Origin of the sequence: Micromonospora craterilacus, from assembly GCF_003236315.1 — a bacterium.
Classification (GTDB): Bacteria; Actinomycetota; Actinomycetes; order Mycobacteriales; family Micromonosporaceae; genus Micromonospora; species Micromonospora craterilacus.
In genome coordinates this window covers 1-452 of sequence record NZ_POTY01000562.1, presented here as the reverse complement: position 1 = coordinate 452, position 452 = coordinate 1, and the positions used below count along the sequence as shown (strand labels likewise).

The following is a 452-nucleotide window of genomic DNA, read 5'->3' as shown; positions in this document are numbered from 1 at the left end:
CGCCGGGGCGGAGACTCCTCTTGGAAAAAAACGTACAACGCAATCTCGGCGCCTGGGCATTGATGTTGACCGGGTTGGGCTCGATCATCGGCTCCGGCTGGCTGTTCGGCGCCGGCCACGCTGCAAAGGTCGCGGGCCCCGCAGCCATCTTTACCTGGATCATCGGCGCCATCGTCATCCTGGCCATTGCCCTGACGTATTCCGAACTGGGCGCAATGTTTCCGGAATCGGGCGGCATGGTGCGCTATGCGCGCTACTCGCATGGCTCGCTGGTGGGCTTCGTGGCGGCCTGGGCCAACTGGATCGCCATCGTCACCGTCATCCCCATCGAGGCTGAGGCTTCGATCCAGTACATGAGCAGTTGGCCGTGGCCCTGGGCGCAGTCGCTCTTCCAGCACGGTGAGCTGACGCCGCCGGGGCTCGTCCTGTCGGCAGTGCTCGTCGTGGTGTAC

1 protein-coding gene is annotated in these 452 nt (G+C 64.6%); it reads left to right on the top strand.

Annotated elements, in window-relative coordinates; all coding sequences use genetic code 11:
* Positions 1–20 precede the first annotated feature (20 nt).
* A partial coding sequence (locus C1I95_RS37470) for an APC family permease (protein ID WP_146605960.1) occupies positions 21–452 on the top strand: 432 nt, incomplete at its 3' end.